The following is a 15,521-nucleotide window of genomic DNA, read 5'->3' on the forward strand; positions in this document are numbered from 1 at the left end:
GAAGATGTTAAAACAAATTATACCCTTAGGGGTAGCTATTGCATTAGTAGGTTGTGGTTCTTCATCAGACAGTGACAGTTCAGAATCTGTTGCAGTGAGTGAGATTGCTACATCTTCTTCTGTGAGTTTTTATGTATCTAATTGGCAATCACCACAGGGCACGCTTAATGTTTTAGATAGCGATGGTGTGGTGCAAGAATCAATTGAAGTCGAAAACATCAATACTGCGAGTGTAAGTGTAACTCCACTTACTTTTAATAGTTTTGAGTTTATACCGAGTGATACTGCTCTACCTTGTCCGCGCTTTACAGGTTGTGGCAGAACAGTTCGTGGTGATGTTAATGACTTAAACGCAAACCGTTTAATAGACTACCAAGAATTGACAGCCGTTACTCTTAATTACAAAGCAGATGCATTTAGTGCACCGGGTGTAAATACGGTTTATTTATCGCCATTGAGTAAAGCAATTACAGATGAAGGCTTTAGTGCTACGCAAGCTAGTTTATCAGCCACGCCTTTTTATCATTTAACGCACAGCAATTTAAATGCAAGTGTTGAAGCAGAAATGGTTACTAATGCATTTACTTACGCGGCAATTTTAGCTGGTGTTGCTGATAGTTCGTTTAGTGTTGAAAGTGCTTTTAATGCATTTACTAACTTAGAGACTGACCAACAGGCATGGCAAGATTATAGCGATTTAGCAGCGCAGTATGTTACAGATAACTTATTTAGCGACCAAGGTAATGCTTTACTGCAAAATGTAGCTGGTCAAGTTAAGCAAACAATTGCAAGTGTAACTACATTTACAAATTGGCAGGCTCGCTCAACAGAAGTTCAAAGCTTAGATTCAAGAGAGTTACTTGTTGATACACGAAATATTATAGGTGCTGCAAGACTTCAAGAAAAAAGCTATTCAGATGAATTAGACGTAAAATTTGCTGAGCTTGAAAGTGCGTTTGATGAAGACACACAAAGAACCCTTGATGCACTTACTAATGCTTTAAACGAAGTTATTACAAATTATTCACCACTAGCTGATGGCTCTACACCATCAGGACAATATAAACTTCGTGACTTAGATATTGATTACAGCCAATCACCTTATACTTGGGCTATAACTGGCACATATGATGATTTACCTATAACAATTGATTTATCAATTCCAACATTTAGAGTAAGTGGTGTATTAGGTAATAAAATTGAAGGTGTAATGAGCGCAACGATCACAAATGGTGCTACGGTTTTAAGTGTAGATGTAAGTGAGTTGCTAATTCAGTTTGATGGCATAGATGCTCAAAGTGAATTAAATCCAGAAGCCGACACAGGTATTACACAGGTAACTACCAATGTAATTATCAATAAAGCCGCTGGTAAACTTGAAGGTGACTTATCACTAAACTTAAATCGCTTTGTTAATTCATTAGGTGAAGAGTCTACGACGTTATCTACTTTTGATTTTAATGGTGATTACGTAAGTGACATTCAAGACACTGCATTTCATATCACTGCAGTAGAGGCTTCGCCTTTTATTGGTGAAGATAATGACGATTTAGCATTTACTTTTGAATTAGATTTTCCGTTGAGTGGTGCAAGCGATTTTAAGTTTGCTTACGTGGGCGATGTTGAAAACTTATCAGAACTTACCTCTACAGATATATTTGTTAGCATAAAAAACCGTGCGTTAGATTTACGTATTCGTGATGTTAGTGGCAACATTAATCTAATAGCGAAAGGCGAAAATGGACGTTGGTTAGATGTAAAGCAAAAGGGCCGTAATTACAGTGGCGGTTTATATTTTGGTGATACTAAACTAGCTGATGTTACTGCAGTACGTGGTATTCCTGGTGTTTTATTTCCAAATGGTGAGTTTGAATCGTTATTTTAACCATTAGTTAAGTGGTTTTAGAAATATTCAAAATCCGATATTAGTTTTCTAGTATCGGATTTTTAATGCTTGTTATATTAGTTAAATGCGCCTGAATCAAGGTAGCTGCCGATCCCGAGTGTAAACATCCATATCCCCCATAAACTATGCTCAATAACACACACGACGGTTGAGCGGCTTTGTGCGTAGGTATAGGAAAACAGTAAGCCACCTAAAAATGCTAAGGCTACTGCAATCCAATTTGCATATACAATATGCGCCAACGCAAATACACTCGCACTAACTACAATACGCACTGCTTTTTTGGGCATGATGCGTTTATAACGATGAAAAAAATACGTTCTGAATATTAATTCTTGAGGAATAACCGACAGTATTGGGTAGAGTAGCAACAGTAAAAGCCAATCATTAAACGAGTTACGGGGAAGGGTAAACCAGTTGCCCTGATGAATAATCCCGTAAAACATACCTGAGAACAGTGCACCTAAAAAAAAGAAGCTAAACACACGTTTTTTAACAGCAGAAAATTGCCCAAGGCTTGTAAGCCTAAAACGTTTAAAATGCGGATCGCCCAGTAGCAACATACAACACACGCTCATTAAAATAATAAGCGCAGGAATAAGCCAGTTAGCTAAATACTCGCGTAATACCAAACCCAACAAGGGTAGTAACACAAAAATGAGGGTAAATTCAAACCAGCGATATTGATTGGCGTTCAAGGTCGTCTCAACTTATTTTTTTAATAAACTATCAAGCTAAGACGACATTTTTATGACGAGGGGGCTTACTTTGCTGGTTCTTCTTCACTAGGGAGGTATTTGTACAAGGCAATAATAGTGGCAAAAATACTTACAAAGGTAATACCCATTAAACCAAACACTTTAAAATTAACCCAAAAGTCGAGCGAAAAATTATATGCAATATAAATGTTTAGTGCTGCGATGCCAGCAGTTATAGCAACCCACATTAGGTTAAGCTTATCCCATAATGGTTCTGGGACAACAATGGCTTGTTTTGTATCATTAGCATTTTCGAGGATTGAGCTAAGCGCTTTTTTAACGAGATTTTTCTTAAGTACATAACGGCTAACAAGTAACGTTAAGCTTAAACCTGCGTATATGAGTGTTGCTTTCCATTTTATGTATTGCTCATCATGAAGTACCAGCGTTAACGTACCAAACACAGCAGCAATGCCAAAAAATATCCACTGACGAGTAGGCACAGTTCCATGTTTAAAGTAGCTATAAGCAACTTGAATGAGCGTAGTGGCCATTAATAAACCGGTAGCCCAGTAAATATCGACTAGCTTGAAAACTGCAAAAAACAGTATGAGTGGAATGTATTCAATTAATGCGTGCATATACTACCTAAATTATACAAAAAAGAGTCAAAGGCTTTTTACCACATAAAGCTTAGCAACTACAAGGTTGACTTGTTGCCCTGTAACCCTTAGCCTGCGTGGCTTTATTGCCAATTTGGTTTGGTATTTTTTATATCATCATATTCCCACGCTTAACCAACACTGATTTGGCGTGTATTTAGGAGCCTAAAATGAATAAAGCAGAACTCGTTGCTGCCATTGCACACAAAAGTGAATTAACAAAAAAAGATTCTCAAGCGGCGCTTTCAAGCTTGCAAAAAGTAATTACTAAATCGCTTTCTGAGGGCGATCAGGTTCAAATTAATGGCTTTGGTACGTTTGCACTAAGTTATTACCCAGCGCGCGCTGGGCGTAACCCGCAAACAGGCGCAGCAATTGAAATAGAAGGCGCTAATAAAGCGGTTTTTAAACCGGCTAAGGCGTTAAAAGATCTGTTTTAAATTTATTTAAGGTTTTAAACCCCGTATTGATAGATAAGTTACATGAGCGCGAAGTAAATTCGCACCTACGGGTATATGTTGTAGGTGAGGTTTTATACCTCGCGTTTGGTGGCTTTAAATTATATGAGCTGGAAATAAATTCGCACCTATGTAGATTATTCATAATCTCTAAATGATTTACATGGCATTATAAATCCCACTTACATTAAATCCTTTATTTTCAATTGCTTGTTATCGGCATGCATTATGCTGTTTAACTGTGTGTTTCGAACATATTTTTAAACAATACCAGTCTGCTGATATATGGGGTCTATTGAACGTTAAGAAAATCACGCTAGAACTAGGCAAAAATTTTTCGTATTTAGTTGTTCTAAATGAAAGATTTTTAACAACGTTATAGTGCGATTTAATTCGTTAAATTGCTCAAAGATTTATGCAGGTTGGTATAACATAAGGAGATCTCAATGAGTACATTACAAACAAGCACGCGTTTACAAGGCAAAAAAATTGCAATTTTAGCCACTGATGGGTTTGAGCAAAGTGAGCTTTTATCTCCACGCAGCGCATTACTTGATGCCGGTGCAAACATCGAAATAGTATCAATTAAAGAAGGCCAAATTACGGGCTGGGATGAAGACAAGTGGGGCGATAAAGTAACAGTAGATAAACTAGTTACAAACGCGGATCCTTCTGATTACGACGCGCTTATGCTCCCTGGTGGTTTATTTAACCCAGACAGTTTACGCCAAGATAAAGATGCTAAAGCCTTTATTGATGGCTTTTTTGGGGCAGAAAAAAATAAACCCGTTGCTGCAATTTGTCATGCTCCGTGGCTGTTAGCTGAAATTAATAAACTGCGCGACCGTACCATTACCTCTTTTCCAAGTATTAAAAGCGATTTAATTAATGCAGGTGCTAATTGGGTTGACCAAGAAGTATGTGTAGATAAAGGCTTAGTAACGAGCCGAAGCCCCGCTGATTTAGAAGCATTCAATGCTAAATTTATTGAAGAGATTTTAGAGGGTAAACACCAAGCTCACTAATTTTCTTTTTAAAACGTTTGGATATTGCTATAGCGTTTGATTTTAAAAAACAAAAAAGGGCATTTTAAATGCCCTTTTTTAATGCGTATAAAACACGCCTTAGTTAGCTTAAAGCGATGTAGCTGCTTTCATATCAGCTACAAATGCTTTTAGTTGCGCGGTCATTGTTGGTAAATCATTAAGGTTAGCTTCAATAATTTTAACCACTGCAGAGCCTGAAATAGCACCGGCTGCTCCTGCATTAAGAGCCGCTTTTACATCATCTGGCGTTGAAATACCAAACCCTAAAAGAGCAGGGGCTGCATGGTATTCTTTTAATTTGGTGACAATGTTACCCGCTGGCATTTGTGCCTTAGTATCGGTACCGGTAACACCTGCGCGCGATAGTAAATACGTGTAACCACGACCGTAAGAGGCACACTGGCGAAGTGTGTCGTCATCTGCATTTGGTGTTGCAATAAAAATTGGGTCTACACCGTTATCCATTGCTGACTTTCTAAACATTTTAGATTCATGCAGAGGCACATCAGCCACTAAAATTGAGTCTACGCCTACTGCTTTTGCATCTTTATAAAATGCTTCTATACCGCGTTTAAACACAAGGTTTGAATACAATAATAAGCCAATTGGAATATCAGCATTATACTCACGTATTTCTTTAATAATATCAAAGCAATCTTGTGTGTTAATGTGCACATCGAGGGCGCGAATATTAGCTTTTTGAATTACTGGACCATCTGCAATTGGGTCAGAAAACGGAATACCAAGCTCAAGCGCATCAGCGCCGCCGTCAATTAGACTTTTAATAATCGCAATACTTTGCTCTTTACCTGGGTCGCCAATCGTTACAAATGGTACGAACGCACCTTGTTTTTGCTCGTTAAGCGCTGCAAACATTTTTCCGTAACGATCCGTTTTTACTTGGCTCATAGCTGACCTCTTTCAGTTAGTACATTGTGAACGTGTGCTAAATCTTTATCGCCACGACCACTTAAATTAATAACTATAACACTTTCCTCGGTTAGCTCCTCTGCGTACTTAAGCGCATAAGCTAACGCATGGCTTGATTCAAGCGCCGGAATAATCCCTTCATTTTTAGCAAGCGACTGAAACGCATCAAGCGCTTCTGTGTCGGTAATACCAACGTATTGAGCGCGACCAGTTTCGTGTAAAAATGCATGTTGAGGACCAACAGCTGGGTAATCAAGACCCGCTGATACAGAGTAAGACTCTTCAATTTGGCCATCATCATTTTGCATAATGTACGTATAAGTACCGTGCAATATGCCTTTTGTGCCTTTACAAATTGTTGCACCGTGCTCATTTGTATCAAGCCCTTTACCAGCAGGCTCAACACCAATTAATTTAACGCCTGGCTCGTCAATAAAGTCAGTAAACATACCAATTGCGTTTGAACCACCACCAACACAGGCAATAACAGCGTCAGGTAAACGACCTTCTGCTTTAAGTACTTGTTGCTTAGCTTCTTCACCAATAATTTTTTGATACTCGCGTACAATTGTTGGGAATGGGTGAGGACCCGCAGCTGTACCTAGTAGGTAATGTGCGTCTTGGTAATTTGCTGACCAGTCACGCAGCGCTTCATTTACTGCATCTTTTAATGTGCCAGAACCCGCTGTTACCGGAATAACCTCTGCGCCCATTAACTTCATTCTAAATACGTTAGGTTGCTGACGATCAACGTCTTTTGCACCCATATAAATACGACATTTTAAACCCAGTAAGGCACACGCTAGCGCTGTTGCAACGCCGTGTTGACCGGCACCTGTTTCAGCAATAACTTGTTTTTTACCCATACGCTTAGTAAGTAACGCCTGACCAAGTACTTGGTTCGTTTTATGTGCGCCGCCGTGTAGTAAGTCTTCACGCTTTAGGTACAGTTTTACTTTTGGATTTTTAACTAAATTGCGCGTTAAAGTAAGTGGGGTAGGACGACCCGCATACTCGTTTAATAATTTACTTAGCTCTGCCTGAAACTCAGGATCTTTTTGTGCTTTGTTAAATTCGTTTTCTAACTGCTTAAGCGCAGGGACAAGTAACTCGGGTACAAACATACCGCCAAACTCGCCAAAATAAGCTGGATTTTGCATTTTAACCTCAATAATTTCTGATGCTTGTAAAAGCATTATGTAATTTGTTAGGGCACTTTTTACCCGCAGATTCTTCAACGCCTGAGTTTAAATCAAGGCCTAAGGCACCTTTAAAAAGCGCATCTTTAATATTATCTGGATTTAAGCCTCCAGCGAGCATAAATGGTGTAGTTGCGCCGCTAAGCACCGACCAATCAAATGCTTTACCAGTACCGCCAGCTTGAGTGTCGCTGTGTGTATCGTAAAGGTGTCGATCAACCCCATTTACTGGAGTTGGTAATGTATTTTTAACTGCCTGGGCTTTCCAAATTTCGCAATTAGTTGGTAACTGTGTACGCAAGTCAGCAATGTAACCGTCACTTTCTTGGCCATGTAATTGAACTGCCGCTAATTTTAGCACACTTGCGTATTGAGCAACTTGCTCAATGGGAGCATCTACAAATACACCAACAAAGTTAAGTGGTGCGCTTTGGCTCAGCTCTCTTGCACAATCTAAATCGACATAGCGAGGCGATTTAGGATGAAAAATTAAACCACCATAAACAGCACCGTTTTGATATGCCGCTTGTGCATCTTGGCTACGTGTTAAACCACATACTTTATTGTCGCCTAAAATAACACGGCGACATGCTTGCTCTAAATCACGCTCGCCCATAAGTGAGCTGCCAATTAAAAAGCCATCGCATAATGGAGCTAAACGTTTTACGTCTTGATGGGTGTAAATACCCGATTCCGAAATAACCACTTTATCAGCCGGAATAAGCTTTCGTAGTTTTTCAGTAGTGGCTAAATCGGTGCTTAAATCGCGTAAATCGCGGTTATTAATACCAATAATTTGTGCATCAAGTGCAAGTGCGCGGTGTACTTCTTCTTCATTACTTACTTCGGTTAACACCGACATATTAAGTGAATCGGCAACAGCATGCAGTGCTTTATAGCTTTCGTCATCGAGTACCGAAAGCATCAGTAATATAGCGTCACCACCATAAATACGTGCCATATACACTTGGTACTCGTCTATAAAAAAGTCTTTACAGATAAGCGGTTGTTCTACTTGGCTGCGCACAAATTCGAGGTAGTCAAAGCTGCCTTGAAAATATTTAGCATCAGTTAACACACTCATGCAGGTAGCATATTTTTTATAAACTGAAGTAATTTCAGTTAAATCAAAAGGCTCTCTAATTAACCCTTTTGAAGGCGATGCTTTTTTACACTCTAAAATAAACTGTGTGCCAGGTGCTGCAAGTGCTTTATAAAAGCTACGGCTTGTAGGCACCGCAAGGTGTTTAAAGCTTTCAAGCGGGCGCGCAGCTTTTCTTTCAATTAGTTCTAATTTTTTATCAGCAACAATTTTGTCTAATACATTAGCCATTACTTACCTCAATAATTGCACTTAGTGTGTTCATGGCTTGCCCTGAACTTAATAATGTTTGTACTTGTTTTGCCCCTTCTTTTAACGTTTCTGCTTTACCTGTTAGGTATAAAAGAGCAGCTACGTTAACCACAATAGCAGCATTATGTGCATCTGTGCCTTTGCCTTGCAAGATGGCGAGGCTAGCATTTGCGTTGTATTGTGGGCCTTCACCAGCGAGTTGTTCAAGTGAATAGTTTGCAAGGTCGAAGTCGCTTGGGTTTAGTGTGTACTGCGTAATCTCGCCATTATTTAGCTCAACTACCGTTGTTGGGCCGTGTAGGGCTATTTCGTCAGTGCCCGAGCCGTGAACAATCATAGCGCGCTTTGTGCCAAGGGTTTTAAGTGTTTGTGCCATTGGCATACACAACGCTTCGTTATACACACCTAACAATTGCACTTCAGGTGCTGCTGGGTTAGCAAGCGGACCTAAAATATTAAAAATAGTGCGTGTTTTAAGCGATGTTCGTACGCCCATCGCATGGCGTACGCCACTGTGATAGTGCGGTGCAAACAAAAAGGTAAAATTGGTTTGCTCAAGACATCTTGCAGCTTGCTCTGGGCTCATATCTATATTAATGCCCAGGGCTTTGAGTAAATCGGCTGAGCCTGAATTACTCGATACACTGCGATTACCATGTTTTACCATGTTAATACCGGCAGCAGCGGCAACAATTGCAGCCGTTGTACTTATATTAATTGTGTTTGAACCATCGCCACCAGTGCCACAGCTATCGGCAAGTTGCGTACTGCTGGTAGTAAAAGCAACGGCGTTTTCGCGCATAGAGGCTGCAGCGCCTGCAATTTCGTCGCTTACTTCGCCTTTAATTTTAAGGCTTATAAGTAGGGCGGTTAGCTCAATTTCACTCATATTACCTTGCATTATTTCATCAAAAAGTGCTTTGGCGTCTGCGTAGCTTAATGATTGCCCAGTAATTAGTTGCTCAATAGCGTGTTGAACATTTATGGGTTGTTCTGGTTGTGTACTCATAATGTCCTCTTTTATTTAGCGCGTGTTAAGTAAGCGACACTTTGCTGAAGTAGCATTGCGCCGTTTGGCGTTAGTATTGATTCTGGATGAAACTGGTAACCTAACGCATTGTCATCATGATGATAAATAGCCATAGGGATATCTTCGTACTGGGCAATAACCTCAATATTATCAGGTACTTTTGTTGCCATTAATGAATGGTAACGTGCCACAGGCATTGTATTTCCCATACCATCAAATACAGGGTGCTCGCCTAAATTAATAATTGAAGACTTACCATGTACGGTTTCACCCGCGTGACCGATTACTCCGCCGTAGCTTTGTGTTAACGCTTGTTGGCCTAAACAAATGCCTAGCATTGGGAAGTGGCCTTTAGAGAGCTCAATAAGCTCCATTAAACAGCCCGCATCGCTTGGTGTGCCAGGACCTGGCGAAAGTACTAATAGCACTTGGCCTTGCTCTTGGCGCATTTTGTTAAAAATAACCTCAGCGCTAATGTTGTTTCTGTAAACAACCAGTTCGCAGCCAAGCATCGTAAGCTCATCAACAAGGTTATATGTAAATGAGTCAAAGTTATCTAAAAAATAGATTTTAATAGGATTCGCTTTACTCATTTTATACCGCCTTATACGTAGATTTTATGGCGGTGATAACCGCTTGTGCTTTAGCGCGAGTTTCGTTTGCTTCTGAAATAGGATCTGAGTCAAACACCACACCGGCACCTGCTTGCACATACGCTTTGTTATTTTTAACAAAAGCTGAGCGAATAACAATACAGCTATCCATTGCGCCATCACCGGTTAAGTAACCTACTGCGCCGCCATAGCTGCCACGGCGCTTACCTTCAGTTTGACGAACAAGCTCAGCAGCACGAACCTTTGGTGCACCAACAAGCGTGCCCATGTTCATACACGCTTGGTAAGCATGCAGTGCATCAAGCTCGGGTTTTAGTGTGCCAACAACGCGTGACACTAAATGCATTACTTGTGAATAGCGGTCTACTTTTAATAGCTCTTTGGCAAAACGAGTACCTGCAACACTAATGCGGGCTACGTCGTTACGGGCTAAATCGACAAGCATTAAATGCTCGGCGCGCTCTTTTTGATCGTTTCTAAGTTCAAGCTCAATGCGGCTGTCTAGGTCTGGATTTATTTGCCCATTAGCAAATTTGCCACGTGGGCGAGTGCCAGCAATTGGGTATACTTCAACTTGCTGAGATTGCACTGTGTATTTAAGTGCTGATTCAGGCGATGCGCCAAATAAAGCAAAGTCTTCATCGCGCATATAAAACATATACGGACTTGGATTTTGCTTTTTAAGCTGGCTATAAGCGTGCAGAGGATCAGGACAAGGTAGTGAAAATGTACGCGACGGCACTACCTGAAAAATATCACCATCTACAATATTCTTTTTAAGCTTAACCACTTGCTCGCAGTAAGTGTCATCGTCTATATCAACGCTTACCTCACATTGTCCACTTTGCATATCCGCACTAAATTCTGAGGCGTTATCGCACAGTGTATTTAATCGCTCTAGCTCTTTACCTACTTCAAAGCAGTTAGCGTGTACGTCTGGGCCGTTAAATACATTACCAATGAGTTCGGTTGTTTGTTTTTGATGATCAATAACAACTAAGGTTTCGGCTAAATAAAATACGTAATCTGGGCAGGTGTTTTCGCCATCAGGTACATCACTTAACTGCTCAAAGTTTGCTACCATATCGTAGGCAAATACACCGCCTAAAAATAACGAAAATGGATTGTTAGTTGTACTTTTAATACTGTTAATACAAGTTCTCAGAGCGCTAAATGCATTATCTGCAACTAGTTTACTCGCTTCGTCAGTATCGCCGCTAGTGTCTAAATAACACAGGGTAAGCGTTGCGCCGTCTAAAGTGGCATCACAGCTTTTAACATTTGCCTGCAAGTAGCTTAGAAGCTGTTGCCCATTATTAGATTGAGCAGTAATAGTGACTGTTTTACCTTGGCATACAATGCGCAATGCACAGTCGACTAAAATTAAACTTTTTACACTGTCTTTAGAATCAATCTCAGCCGATTCAAGCAGTAGTGAGTTAGGCTTATCAAGTGCCGCGTATAATGCAAGTGGACTACTAATATAGTCGCGTACTTGCGTAATGCTTGTTACTTCGCCTGGTGTGGTAGTTATATGACTAAAAATCAAACCTCATTCCTCAAAAAATTAAACCCCGCAATGCTTTAGCAATGCGGGGTTTGAATAACGATATCTAAATTACAAACAGATCATTACCGTCCCGCTATATCAGGCGCCACCACCAACGATGTGTAAGAGTAAGACCGTTATTCATGTTTTTCTGCCTCAAAATTTATTAAATATTTTTAACGTATACGTTTCGTAAAATTTAGTTATAAAAAAACCCGCATAGTTGCGGGTTTTGAATTTTTGTTAGACACGACAATTCACCACCCGATAATTACGAGTGCCACCACCAAATAGTGTTTAAGTTTGAATTGATCATTATTGTTAATTCTTAATGTGTCTGAAAGTGGCTACAGTAAAACGTATCTTATGCTTTTGTGTCAAGTGTTTATTTAAAACAATTTAGTCAAAAAAGTTGTTATACTTACATAAACACCAGTAACCCTTAATTTTAAGCAGTTTTCTTTTGATAAAATATGATTTACATAGCCATACCACACATTCAGACGGGCGTTTAACGGTTGAAGAATTATTGCATCGCGCTGTTGATAAAAATATTGATGTGTTTGCTATTACCGATCATGACACTGTGGCGGCTATTAAGCCTGCGCAGCAATTTATTAAAACCGAAAACTTACCGCTTTCATTAATAACGGGTACCGAAGTGTCTACCAAATGGGAAAGCTTCGAAATTCATATTGTAGGTTTAAATATTGATATTAATAATATTGACCTTACCTCTTTATTATCAGCTCAGCAGCAAAAGCGAGAAGAGCGTGCACTAGAGATTGGTGTTCGCCTTGCAAAAAATGGCTTTGATGGCATTTACGAGCAAGCTAAAGAGCTGGCAAAAGACGCGCAAATAACGCGTGCACATTTTGCACGCGCCCTTATTGAGCGCGGTGTTGCTAAAAATTTCCCGGGTGTTTTTAAAAAGTACTTAGGGCGTGGCAAAACAGGCTACGTACCAAGTTGCTGGTGCACCATGCAAGCCGCTATTGAGGCCATACATGCCGCTGGTGGTGTTGCTGTACTTGCGCATCCAAGTAGCTATCAAATGTCAAACAAGTGGCTACGCAAATTATTAGTAGAATTTAAAAGTGTAGGAGGGGACGCAATGGAAGTTGCACAACCTCAACAGGCGCCAAGCGAACGTCAATTTTTAGGTGAACTCAGCCGTGAGTACGAACTACTTTGCTCGCAAGGGTCTGATTTTCATTTTCCGACAAGCTATTTAGAGCTTGGCAAAAATTTATACCTACCAAAAGACTGCCAAGGTGTTTGGCAAGCTTGGGAAGGAGAAGAAGGGGCATTAACATGAGTCAATTATTTCATATTCATCCTGATAACCCGCAACCGAGACTAATTAGTCAAGCCGTTGATATTATTAAACAAGGCGGCGTTGTTGTTTACCCAACAGATTCGGGTTACGCCATCGGTTGTAACATTGGTAATAAGCAAGCCAAAGAGCGCATAGAGCGTATTCGTGGTATTGAAAAAAACGATAATTTTACGCTAGTTTGTCGTGATTTATCGGAGCTATCTACTTACGCACGTGTAGATAATCAGCTATTTAGGTTAATAAAAAATAATACGCCAGGGCCATATACCTTTATTTTTAAAGGCACAAAAGAAGTCCCTAAACGTTTATTAAACGACAAGAAAAAAACCATTGGCATGCGTGTAATTGAGCACCCAATAGCCTGTGCGTTACTTGCCGAGCTTGGTGAGCCGTTAATGTCGTGTTCTTTAATTTTACCAGGTGAGCAGTTTACAGAATCAGATCCTGATGAAATATTAGAGCGATTAGATAAACACGTTGATTTAATTATTCACGGTGGCCACTTAGCCGAGCAAGCAACCACGGTAATCGATTTGTCGGAAGATGAAGTCAAGATTTTGCGTGTTGGCTGTGGTGATACAAGCCCGTTTGAGTAATAGCGAGTGAGCGAAAGCACTGCGAATACAAAAAATAGTGAAAAGCCAGTGCAGCAAAAGCTGCCACTGGCTTTTTTGCATGGTAAAGCGGTTGTAGACAAACCAGAAGATTTATACATTCCACCTGACGCGCTCGAAATAATATTAGAAACCTTTGAAGGCCCGCTCGATTTACTGCTCTATTTAATTAAAAAGCATAAGCTTGATGTACTCGAGCTTTCTATTTTTAGTATTACAGAGCAGTACGTAAGTTATGTAGAAATGATGACCGAGTTTCAACTCGAACTTGCTGGCGAATATTTAGTAATGGCTGCGTTACTTGCGCAAATTAAGTCGCGCTTATTATTACCTGTACACGAAGAGCTTGAAGAGGAAGAAGATCCTCGCGCTGAGCTTATTAAACGCCTGCAAGAGTATGAGCTGTTTAAACAAGCCGCCGAAAACCTCGACGATATTCCCCGTGTTGGTCGTGATATTTTTATAGCGCATGCCGCTATGCCAATAAGTGAAGATACAAGTCAAAATCTCCCCGATATTGAACTTAAAGACTTAATGCTGGCGTTGAGTGATGTAATGGCGCGAGCAAAAACGTTTGAGCATCATCAAATTACTGCCGAAGTACTCTCAACCCGAGAGAGAATGAGCCAAATATTACAGCAACTATCGCAAGCAAACTCGGCATTGGTATTTAATGCGCTTTTTACCCCAAATGAAGGGCGAAGTGGTGTAGTGGTTAGTTTTATAGCTATGCTTGAGCTCATTAAAGAAGGGCTTGTTACCTGTTTGCAAGTGAGCCCTGAGAGCTTAATTTATGTCAGCTTAAGCGAACAATCCACCCTATAAACTTATCTGTTTAATCCTCAACTTCTAAAACTAACTTTAATTATCAAAGTTCTGTGCGTATACGCACGTAAAGTGTTTGTAAATGTTATTTTCATTTATGGCTGTGCACTATATTGTAACGTCATAGCATTATAGGAAGTTACACATGTTTAAAAATACACCTTCATCTTACGGACTTGTCGCTATTATTTTACATTGGCTCATGGCGGTGACTATTTTTGGCCTGTTTGGTTTAGGTTTATATATGGTTGAGCTTACTTATTACGATAGCTGGTATAAAGGTTCACTCGATTTACATAAGAGTATTGGTATTACGCTTGTGGCCGTATTTTTATTTAGAATTTTATGGCGTGCTTTATCTACACAACCTAAACCATTAGGTGAGAGTAAAGGCATGAACCAATTAGCGCATACGGCGCATATTGCTATGTATATTATTTTGGCTGTTATTGTTGTTGCTGGGTATTTAATATCAACCGCAGACGGGCGTCCAATAGAAGTATTTACTTTATTTAATGTATCAGCGCTTGATTTTGCCTTTGATGACCAAGCCGATATTGCAGGAAAAGTACATTATTACGGCGCGTGCACATTAATCGGGTTTGCAGTATTGCATGCACTAGGGGCGTTAAAACATCACTTTATCGATAAAGATAAAACCTTAATTAGAATGATCAAACCATTAAAGGATGATTAAAATGAAAAAATTATTAGTAAGCACAGCCGTTTCGGCTGCAATGATGTTATCGGCAACAGCCGCCAATGCAGCTGATTATGTAATTGATACAAAAGGCGGGCATGCATCTGTTAACTTTAAAATTAAACACTTAGGTTACAGCTGGTTATATGGTCGTTTTAATACTTTTGACGGCACATTTAGTTACGATGCTAAAAACCCTGATGCGTCAAAAATTATGGTAAACATTGATACCACAAGTCTTGACTCTAACCATGCAGAGCGCGATAAGCATTTACATGGTAAAGATTTTTTAAATGTAGATAAATACCCAAAAGCGACATTTAAAAGCACGAGTATTAAATTTGATGAAGACGGCGAAGAGGCTGATGTAACCGGTGAGTTTACGCTGCACGGCGTAACAAACACTATTACCTTTGAAATAGATAAAGTGGGCGAAGGTAAAGATCCGTGGGGCGGCTACCGCGTAGGTTTTGAGGGCGAAACCAGCCTTAAACTTACCGATTACGGTATTGATTACAACTTAGGACCTGCATCTACTCATGTTGATATTATTTTATCAATAGAAGGCGTTCGTCAGTAATACCATTATTAAATATA

General features: G+C 39.9%; 16 protein-coding genes. 8 read left to right on the forward strand and 8 right to left on the reverse strand.

The window, feature by feature from the left end; all coding sequences use genetic code 11:
- Window positions 1-4: 4 nt before the first annotated feature.
- Window positions 5-1,885 carry a hypothetical protein gene (locus tag CXF76_RS10210; protein WP_101163599.1) on the forward strand — a complete coding sequence of 627 codons (1,881 nt, stop codon included), beginning with the start codon at window positions 5-7 and terminating at the stop codon, window positions 1,883-1,885.
- 77 nt (window positions 1,886-1,962) lie between these two features.
- On the opposite strand, the gene CXF76_RS10215 is transcribed toward CXF76_RS10210, so the two are convergent.
- Both CXF76_RS10215 and CXF76_RS10220 read right to left on the reverse strand, forming a co-directional pair.
- Window positions 1,963-2,604: a CPBP family intramembrane glutamic endopeptidase gene (locus CXF76_RS10215; RefSeq protein ID WP_101163600.1), complete on the reverse strand. Its 642-nt coding sequence runs from the start codon at window positions 2,602-2,604 to the stop codon at window positions 1,963-1,965.
- A gap of 65 nt (window positions 2,605-2,669) precedes the next feature.
- A complete protein-coding gene (locus CXF76_RS10220; RefSeq protein ID WP_007582487.1) occupies window positions 2,670-3,245 on the reverse strand; it encodes an inner membrane-spanning protein YciB in 576 nt (191 codons plus the stop codon).
- Window positions 3,246-3,436: 191 nt separating this feature from the next.
- Here CXF76_RS10220 and CXF76_RS10225 point away from each other — a divergent pair, with 191 nt between their 5' ends.
- Window positions 3,437-3,706: an HU family DNA-binding protein gene (locus tag CXF76_RS10225; RefSeq protein ID WP_101163601.1), complete on the forward strand. Its 270-nt coding sequence runs from the start codon at window positions 3,437-3,439 to the stop codon at window positions 3,704-3,706.
- A gap of 464 nt (window positions 3,707-4,170) precedes the next feature.
- A complete protein-coding gene (locus CXF76_RS10230) occupies window positions 4,171-4,749 on the forward strand; it encodes a type 1 glutamine amidotransferase domain-containing protein (RefSeq protein ID WP_101163602.1) in 579 nt (192 codons plus the stop codon).
- A 108-nt stretch (window positions 4,750-4,857) separates the two neighbouring features.
- Here CXF76_RS10230 and trpA read toward each other — a convergent pair whose 3' ends face one another.
- Genes trpA through CXF76_RS10260 form a run of 6 tightly spaced genes read right to left on the reverse strand, consistent with a single transcriptional unit; the run spans window position 4,858 to window position 11,446 of the window.
- On the reverse strand, window positions 4,858-5,679 hold the full coding sequence (gene trpA, locus CXF76_RS10235) for a tryptophan synthase subunit alpha (protein ID WP_024590411.1): 822 nt from the start codon (window positions 5,677-5,679) through the stop codon (window positions 4,858-4,860).
- The gene (trpB, locus tag CXF76_RS10240) at window positions 5,676-6,860 is read right to left on the reverse strand and encodes a tryptophan synthase subunit beta (RefSeq protein WP_024590412.1); all 1,185 of its coding nucleotides are present in this window, start codon (window positions 6,858-6,860) and stop codon (window positions 5,676-5,678) included. The genes trpA and trpB overlap by 4 nt, the downstream gene beginning before the upstream one ends.
- A 7-nt stretch (window positions 6,861-6,867) precedes the next feature.
- Window positions 6,868-8,232, reverse strand: coding sequence for a bifunctional indole-3-glycerol-phosphate synthase TrpC/phosphoribosylanthranilate isomerase TrpF (gene trpCF / locus CXF76_RS10245; protein ID WP_101163603.1), 1,365 nt, complete (start codon window positions 8,230-8,232; stop codon window positions 6,868-6,870).
- Window positions 8,225-9,262 (reverse strand): anthranilate phosphoribosyltransferase, encoded by a 1,038-nt coding sequence (gene trpD / locus CXF76_RS10250; RefSeq protein WP_101163604.1) that lies wholly within the window; start codon window positions 9,260-9,262, stop codon window positions 8,225-8,227. The genes trpCF and trpD overlap by 8 nt, the downstream gene beginning before the upstream one ends.
- An 11-nt stretch (window positions 9,263-9,273) precedes the next feature.
- Window positions 9,274-9,876, reverse strand: a complete 603-nt coding sequence (locus tag CXF76_RS10255; protein WP_007582498.1) for an aminodeoxychorismate/anthranilate synthase component II — start codon at window positions 9,874-9,876, stop codon at window positions 9,274-9,276.
- Window position 9,877: 1 nt separating this feature from the next.
- Window positions 9,878-11,446 carry an anthranilate synthase component 1 gene (locus CXF76_RS10260; RefSeq protein ID WP_101163605.1) on the reverse strand — a complete coding sequence of 523 codons (1,569 nt, stop codon included), beginning with the start codon at window positions 11,444-11,446 and terminating at the stop codon, window positions 9,878-9,880.
- Between the two features lie 463 nt (window positions 11,447-11,909).
- On the opposite strand from CXF76_RS10260, the gene rnm reads away from it, so the two are divergent.
- The 5 genes from rnm to CXF76_RS10285 all read left to right on the forward strand — a co-directional run bounded on the left by rnm (window position 11,910) and on the right by CXF76_RS10285 (window position 15,504).
- A complete protein-coding gene (gene rnm / locus CXF76_RS10265) occupies window positions 11,910-12,764 on the forward strand; it encodes an RNase RNM (protein WP_101163606.1) in 855 nt (284 codons plus the stop codon).
- On the forward strand, window positions 12,761-13,381 hold the full coding sequence (locus CXF76_RS10270; RefSeq protein WP_024590418.1) for an L-threonylcarbamoyladenylate synthase: 621 nt from the start codon (window positions 12,761-12,763) through the stop codon (window positions 13,379-13,381). The genes rnm and CXF76_RS10270 overlap by 4 nt, the downstream gene beginning before the upstream one ends.
- Window positions 13,382-13,387: 6 nt before the next feature.
- The gene (locus CXF76_RS10275; RefSeq protein ID WP_101163607.1) at window positions 13,388-14,224 is read left to right on the forward strand and encodes a segregation and condensation protein A; all 837 of its coding nucleotides are present in this window, start codon (window positions 13,388-13,390) and stop codon (window positions 14,222-14,224) included.
- Between the two features lie 145 nt (window positions 14,225-14,369).
- Complete coding sequence (locus CXF76_RS10280; protein ID WP_101163608.1) at window positions 14,370-14,921, forward strand: cytochrome b; 552 nt, start codon at window positions 14,370-14,372, stop codon at window positions 14,919-14,921.
- A gap of 1 nt (window position 14,922) precedes the next feature.
- Window positions 14,923-15,504: a YceI family protein gene (locus CXF76_RS10285; RefSeq protein ID WP_007582505.1), complete on the forward strand. Its 582-nt coding sequence runs from the start codon at window positions 14,923-14,925 to the stop codon at window positions 15,502-15,504.
- Window positions 15,505-15,521 lie beyond the last annotated feature (17 nt).

Origin of the sequence: Pseudoalteromonas sp. 78C3, from assembly GCF_002836695.1 — a bacterium.
GTDB classification, from domain to species: domain Bacteria; phylum Pseudomonadota; class Gammaproteobacteria; order Enterobacterales; family Alteromonadaceae; genus Pseudoalteromonas; species Pseudoalteromonas arctica.

Coding starts and splice junctions, on each gene's coding strand:
- CXF76_RS10210 (WP_101163599.1), top strand. CDS start 5: ATGTTAAAACAAATTATACCCTTAGGGGTAGCTATTGCATTAGTAGGT.
- CXF76_RS10220 (WP_007582487.1), bottom strand. CDS start 3,245: ATGCACGCATTAATTGAATACATTCCACTCATACTGTTTTTTGCAGTT.
- CXF76_RS10225 (WP_101163601.1), top strand. CDS start 3,437: ATGAATAAAGCAGAACTCGTTGCTGCCATTGCACACAAAAGTGAATTA.
- CXF76_RS10230 (WP_101163602.1), top strand. CDS start 4,171: ATGAGTACATTACAAACAAGCACGCGTTTACAAGGCAAAAAAATTGCA.
- trpA (WP_024590411.1), bottom strand. CDS start 5,679: ATGAGCCAAGTAAAAACGGATCGTTACGGAAAAATGTTTGCAGCGCTT.
- trpB (WP_024590412.1), bottom strand. CDS start 6,860: ATGCAAAATCCAGCTTATTTTGGCGAGTTTGGCGGTATGTTTGTACCC.
- trpCF (WP_101163603.1), bottom strand. CDS start 8,232: ATGGCTAATGTATTAGACAAAATTGTTGCTGATAAAAAATTAGAACTA.
- trpD (WP_101163604.1), bottom strand. CDS start 9,262: ATGAGTACACAACCAGAACAACCCATAAATGTTCAACACGCTATTGAG.
- CXF76_RS10255 (WP_007582498.1), bottom strand. CDS start 9,876: ATGAGTAAAGCGAATCCTATTAAAATCTATTTTTTAGATAACTTTGAC.
- CXF76_RS10270 (WP_024590418.1), top strand. CDS start 12,761: ATGAGTCAATTATTTCATATTCATCCTGATAACCCGCAACCGAGACTA.
- CXF76_RS10280 (WP_101163608.1), top strand. CDS start 14,370: ATGTTTAAAAATACACCTTCATCTTACGGACTTGTCGCTATTATTTTA.
- CXF76_RS10285 (WP_007582505.1), top strand. CDS start 14,923: ATGAAAAAATTATTAGTAAGCACAGCCGTTTCGGCTGCAATGATGTTA.